Origin of the sequence: Streptomyces antioxidans (assembly GCF_000968685.2) — a bacterium.
In the GTDB taxonomy this organism is placed as follows: Bacteria; Actinomycetota; Actinomycetes; order Streptomycetales; family Streptomycetaceae; genus Streptomyces; species Streptomyces antioxidans.
In genome coordinates, this window is sequence record NZ_LAKD02000156.1 from 1 (window position 1) to 647 (window position 647).

The following is a 647-nucleotide window of genomic DNA, read 5'->3' on the forward strand; positions in this document are numbered from 1 at the left end:
GCAGGCTCTCGTGGCGGTCGAGCAGCGCCTGCCAGGAGGCCCGCAGCACCGCAGAGTCAAGCTTGCCCTCCAGGCCAGTGATCATCTGCTCGACGTAGACGTCGATGCCCTCCTCGTCGTACACCGCATGGAACAGCAGGCCCTCCTGCAGCGGCGACAGCGGCCATACCCCCACCAGAGCGGAGTCGGTCATCTCAAGCTCCTTCGTCCATCTGCTGCGCTGTCGCTTCGAACTCGTCCAACTCGCTCTGGCTGATGTCCACCAACGGGAAGTCGGAGGGGGTGTGACCACCGATTCCGATGCCGGTGTCGGTGTCCGTGGTGTGGCTGGTGTGCGTGGCCAGTCCGGTGAGCATCGCGGCCCAACCGTCGGCCAGGCTCCGGGCGGCCGACTCCGCGAGCAGCCCGGACGGCCAGGACACGATGAGGGTGAGCTGTGGGCCGTCGGGCAGGTCATGGACGACCCCCATCACCTCCAGAGCGTGGATGACCGGGATACGGTCGCCGCCGCCACCTCGGGCACCGTCTCCGGCGGTCTGCCAGGCGTGGTGTTCGACGGACCGCTGATCCCGATCGCTCTGGTTCTGCTGGCCGGGGAATCGGCCCAGGTAGTTGAAGCCGATCTGGGCGGTGGGCAGCGCGGCGAG

2 protein-coding genes are annotated in these 647 nt (G+C 68.0%); both read right to left on the minus strand.

The window, feature by feature from the left end; all coding sequences use genetic code 11:
* The coding region (locus VT50_RS39445) for a condensation domain-containing protein (protein ID WP_158083247.1) at nucleotides 1-193 on the minus strand (193 nt) is incomplete at its 3' end.
* A gap of 1 nt (nucleotide 194) precedes the next feature.
* Nucleotides 195-647, minus strand: a 453-nt coding sequence (locus VT50_RS39450; RefSeq protein WP_158083248.1) for a hypothetical protein, incomplete at its 5' end; no start/stop codon positions are given.